Raw genomic sequence first — 5,860 nt, forward strand, 5'->3', positions numbered from 1 at the left:
TGCCGTGGCGACACAGCCTGTAGGATAGTTCCGGCTGTCCTTCGACGGCACCAAGAGGTTGTAAGGCGCGTCCTGATTCCAACGCGTGGACATCAAAGGGGCAACGGTCTTACGAGATCCATTGTTCGCAGTGCTTGTGTATGTTCCAATTTGTTTTTCAGCGGCATATTCAATCTGGCGTGAATATTCAGAGAGCCACCATTTCATCTGGGGCGGCATCTCATCGGCATTGAAGTTTCCTTTGTCGGAATATCCAAGCACCGGAGCCGCCGCATCATCTGCACTTAATAAAATGAAACCACTGTCATTGTTGTGGGCAAAGACATATAATGTCGGTACTTTAGTTTCAGTAAGAAATGTATGTCTTAGCGTTAAGTTTTCAGTATTATTTATGCCTTTGGATCTGAGTGAAGACGATTTGATCCGTTGCAACGCCTGATCCGGAGTAAGGGGAGACGCGAATCCGGCACTTGAAAACAAGGCTATAAATAGTAATAAGGNTATTTTTTTCATACAGCATCTATTATTAAGATTGAGGGGCGCGTTTCGCAGCGCGCCCCTCTGAATACGGGAAGGCGGTTAATCTTCCCTTTATTGATCTGAATTTAACCGATTCTTATCAACGAGTCATCACCATGTTCGAGAATGTTCCTACGTCTCCGACAACATTGTCGAAGGTGAATGAGGCTACTACATACCACATCTTTGAATTTGGCTCGAAAGTAATAGTCTGTGTTGCTTTATCGAATTCTCCTATCAGAAGATATTCATTAACCAATGAATTATAGTCTTTGTTGGAGACATCCGAACCACAAAGCCATACATAGTTTGAACTGTCATAATAAGCGAAAGGCTGAGGCGTGGGAACGACTACGTAAGGCTTCTCGCTGTCGGGGTCGTCTTCAACAAGATACATGGGTACCCAGATTTCATTTGTTCCGAAAAGATCTGCTGCAATTCCTCCGAATTGGAACATTCCGGCATTATATTCCTCTGTTCCTTCATCATAACCGGTGATAGAGAAGTTGGCTATCTGCCGGTCTCCCGAACGATCCGTATAGCTCATCTTCCATTCTCCCTGAAGCAACTGATAGTTGGGGAATGCCTCATTGTCAATAACCGTAACTATCGTTGAGCCTACATTTCCGATTATGGCGCCTTCACACGACACTATCGTAACGCTGAATGTCCTATCGCCGGTCTCAAGAATATCATCAATAAGGCGAATCTCAACGCTGACCGATGTCTCACCCTTAGGAATATTCAATGTCTCTGAGGTGACTATATAGTTTCCGTCCCACACACCGTTGTTCTCCACATATGGCATAGCAGGAATCTCACCGCATCCTTCTACCTTCAGCTGCACCTTGACAGGACCGTTGGCCTCGCCCGAAAGTTTAACAGGGACGGTGATACGTCCACCGTTCTCATTCACGGAAAGCTCGCTTACGCCCATCTCCACCGTTACGTTCTGCGCCGTATTGAAGTCATCTTTGTCGGAACAGGCTGTAAGCGACAGCAATCCGAGCGTTAGTGCGAATATCTTTGTATATTTCATATTCTTGGCATTTGTTTGTTAAATATTAATATCCGGGGTTCTGATGTCCTTTGAGCTGCGGGTTGCTATCCATTTCACCTACAGGAATCGGCAACACATATCTGTAGTCACCTGCCTGATAAACAGTCTCTACGCTTGAAGGGAGGAGAACAGAGGGAAGATCGCTGAGATATCCGGAATAATTTACAGGACGGGTGAAACCAAGTCCCCAACGGCGGAGGTCACTGATACGGAATCCTTCACCGATCAACTCCTTGGCTCTCTCCATACGAATCTCATTTATAAGTGTCGTGCCACTCAAACTTTGGTCATTATATCCCTCTATACGCGCCTTGCGGATGGCATTAAGCGCAGCATTCGCTTTGTCGGTTGCATTACCTTTTGCCGCTGCAGCCTCAGCCACAATCAGATACATCTCACTCAGACGGAAAGGTTTTGGCTTATTCTTAAACGCATTGTCTGAGCCGGTGTTGAACACAGGGTTTCCGGGGAATTTAATGAACGACATAGCCATAGTGCCCTGACCTTCGTTCTTCAACTCAAAATAATCAAAGAATGAATAGTTACGCACATCTTCTTCGCTATATAGACCAAGCACATCTGATGACGGTACATAATCTATAACGCCTTCGAAATTCGAAAGCCATGCGCTACCCGTGCTCGGCACAGAAGGACCTTGCTTGGAATCCCCATAAGGAACGAAGATCAGTTCCTTACCCGCATCTGTAACCCACATGTTTAAATACTCATCGTAATCGCTTAATTCGTAAGGTCCGCTGATAACTTTCTCTGCCTTGGCAATCGCTGTATCGTAGTCACCCTTGAGCAATGCGACACGTGCCTGAAGCGCAAGAACAGTATAAGTGCTCAGATATGACGCATTAGATGCAAGGTTTGCGGTAGCACCGTCAACACCTGATTTCTCATAAGCCTCAAGATCACTATACGCCTGCTCGAGATCTCTTTCCACAAGTGCAAAAGTCTCGGCAAGAGTTGAACGACCTTTATAGTGAGTGTAATCTCCGGTTGGCTTATATTCCGTTATCAGAGGAACTCCCGTGTTAGCGGCGTTTGGATCACCAACATTATAGGAATTACAATAATGATCGGCAAGGAAATAATAGAAGAACGCACGGGCCCAATGAGCTTCTCCGCGATAACGCTGAAGTGAAATCCGGTCTGCATCCGATATACCAGCCGCAGCCATAAGCGATTCTACCTTGGGTAGGAAATAGTTAACATCGGCAATCGAAGAATATGGACCCGACCAGAAACTTGCGAATTCCTGCGTGCTTGAATTAATGTTACCTGCACTGATCGGACCGATACGGTTACCATTGACTACCGTACCGATAAATAGGTCTGCCTGAATATCAGGATAGGCAATGTAACCACCTCCCGTCAGCGAACGTATGCTATTGTAGATGCCGTTTCTGAATTTCATGGCATCCTTCTCTGTCTGGATTGCAGTCTCGTCACTGAGAGTACCGGCCGGCAACTCGTTCATGTCGCACGAGGTAAACAGGGCGCCCGCAATCAATATGCTTAAAAATACTTTTTTCATAATAAATTGTTCTGCAGTGTTTAGAATGTCACCTCAACGCCAAGTTCATACTGACGGGTGTTGGGATAAGCGAACTGATACATATTTGTCTGAGGTTCCGGATCGTAACCCGAATAGTTTGTCACGGTCCAGAGGTTTCTGCCAGTGAAGTGAAGAGTCACATTCTCAAGTTTGGCTGCCTCCATCCATTTCTTAGGTAGTGAATATGTCAATGTCAAGTTCTTAAGACGCATAAATGATGCATCCTCGATTAAACGATCGTCAAACTGAACCGTCTCTGAAGGACCGGGATGCATAGTAACGTCACCGGGCTTGGACCAAACATCAAGCATATCTGTAGACTGGTTCACCTGAAGTCCCTGAGCGGCATTGTTTAAGAAAAATGCATCATTGTTCATCATATATTTCTTTGCCGCCCATACGAAATCAAGCTGGAGGGCAAGTCCTTTCCAACGGAGATTAGTGCCGAAGCCACCATTCCATGGTGCATACTGGCTCTTGCCTGTCATCACTGAATTTTGCTCCTCGTTGTAAACCTTGGTCACGTTGTCGTTCTTGTCAAGCCACATCTGCTTGCCGTCACGCGGGTCTACTCCGAGATAACGCACTGCGTAGTATTCACCGGCTGAATGACCTACCTGATATCTAAGACCTGTGGATGCCAAAGTATAAAAATCCCTGCCATTGAAGAGCTCGGTGATCTCATTCTTATTGTAGTTGAAGTTGGCACGAACACCCCAATACCAATCTTTCGTGCGGATGATGTCTGCATTGAGTGTAACATCCACACCGGTATTTGTCATTGATCCGATATTGCCGGCACCTGAGCTGAATCCTGTGGTATAACTCCATGGTATGCTCATGAGCATGTCTGTAGTAGTCTTCTTGTAGAAATCAACTTCTCCGGAAAGGATGTTGAACACCCTGAAATGAAGACCTGCGTCAAATGACTTCACTGTCTCCCAAGTCAAGTCAGGATTCGAAGGATTCGAAAGACCCCAGGAAACCTGGTCATCTCCATAACCTTCATCATATGGTTTGACAGAACCGAAATAAAGATAATTATTAATCGAAGAGTTACCTGTAGTTCCGTAGCTTACGCGTGCCTGAAGTTCGTCAAGCCATTCTACCGGCTGTAGGAAAGCTTCTTTTTTTGCGTTCCACATGCCACCGACAGAGAAGAAGTTTGACCAACGGTGACCGGGAGCGAACTTGGAACTGCCGTCACGACGGTAAGTAGCCTCGAAGAAATATCTGTCGCTGAAGTCATAGTTCAGCTTGAAGAAAAGTGAATTGAATGTTTCGTTCACTATTGTCTGTGTTAAATCTGAAGGAGTAACCGTTACACCCTGTGTTAGAAGCATTGTGCGCTTGTCAGTATACCCACGAACAATAGCACCGAAACCGTTCTCTCTGGAAATTATTGATTCCTGACCGGCAAGAACCGTGAAATTGTGCTGATCGTTGATATTGAAATTATACTCAGCTGTGTTCGTATATGTAAATGAATAATACCTTGAAAAAGTCTGTTGGTTTGCACCCGTATTCATAAAGCCAACAGGCTTTTTAGGATTACCAATAAGGTCTCCCATAGGAGTCACGAATGATTCATAGGGATAGGTCTCCCAATTGATACGCGCGTCATAACCGTCAACCGCCTGCTGTGCACGGATTATCAGTCCATCAATAGGAGTAATCTGTTCAAACATATTAACGTTAGCCGTTACTCTTGACCGATACCTGTTCCATATAGATTTATTGAATTCGGGAGTATAGGGATTATTGACCGAATAATGAAGTGCTTGTGCCTTGTCACCATAAATTATATTACCGTTTTCATCGAAATGATAATAATACGGAGAATCATACGGAAGAGCTAGACGGGCAAGCACCATCGGATTATTGAGGTCAATACCGCCTGGTGTAGCAGCCGCCGATGTTGAACGATATTTGGTATAACCGAGGTTTGACTGAAGACCTACACGGAACCAGTTGTTAACCTTCACGTTGAGGGCTGCGCGCAATGTCTCGCGACGCATGTTGGAATACTTCGAGATACCATCCTCGTCAAAGTGGTTGAGCGAAACATAATAGTTCAAATTCTCGCTACCTCCGCGAACAGATGCATCAATAGAATAAGTCGGGGCACTGGAGTTAAACATTTCGTCACGCCAGTTGGTAGAGATACCATACTTATTTACGAGATCGCGGATATTATCGCTGACAGGAGATCCGATACGGTCACGGAATTCGATATACTGTTTGGAATCCATCATCTCCACATTGTCTTCAACCATCTGTGACCATCCGTAATTGGCACGCACCGTCACCTTGGGACGCTCGCCCATGGCACCGCGCTTGGAAGTGATCACGATAACACCGTTCGCTGCTCGCGAACCGTAAACGGCAACAGAAGCTGCATCTTTCAACACGGTTATATTCTGAATGTCGTTCGGGTTGAGAGTAGTGAAGACTGTTGACGACACCGGCGCGCCATCAAGGATGAACAGCGGAGTGTTGCCCGCGTTAAGTGAGTTCACACCACGGATACGGATCGCATTGCTCGGAGCACCGGGATCTCCCGTTCCGGAGAGGATGCTAAGACCGGCAACCTGACCCTGGAGAGCGTCAACGAACGTTGCGGTGGGTATATTTTCAAGCTGCTTCTCGCCGACTACGGCAACGGAACCTACTACAGAACCAAGTTTCTTGGCAGAACCGTAACCGAGAACCACGAG

At 46.0% G+C, this 5,860-nt stretch carries 4 protein-coding genes; all 4 read right to left on the reverse strand.

Features of this window, described 5'->3' with window-relative positions; translation table 11 throughout:
* A partial coding sequence (locus JX312_RS08075; RefSeq protein WP_204457650.1) for a Spi family protease inhibitor occupies nucleotides 1–513 on the reverse strand: 513 nt, incomplete at its 3' end.
* Between the two features lie 106 nt (nucleotides 514–619).
* A complete protein-coding gene (locus JX312_RS08080) occupies nucleotides 620–1,558 on the reverse strand; it encodes a Calx-beta domain-containing protein (protein WP_204457651.1) in 939 nt (312 codons plus the stop codon).
* A 25-nt stretch (nucleotides 1,559–1,583) separates the two neighbouring features.
* Nucleotides 1,584–3,122, reverse strand: a complete 1,539-nt coding sequence (locus tag JX312_RS08085; protein WP_124029953.1) for a RagB/SusD family nutrient uptake outer membrane protein — start codon at nucleotides 3,120–3,122, stop codon at nucleotides 1,584–1,586.
* Between the two features lie 20 nt (nucleotides 3,123–3,142).
* Nucleotides 3,143–5,860: SusC/RagA family TonB-linked outer membrane protein (locus JX312_RS08090; RefSeq protein ID WP_204457652.1), on the reverse strand; the 2,718-nt coding region annotated here is incomplete at its 5' end.

Origin of the sequence: Barnesiella sp. CU968 (genome assembly GCF_905219685.1) — a bacterium.
In the GTDB taxonomy this organism is placed as follows: domain Bacteria; phylum Bacteroidota; class Bacteroidia; order Bacteroidales; family Muribaculaceae; genus Lepagella; species Lepagella muris_A.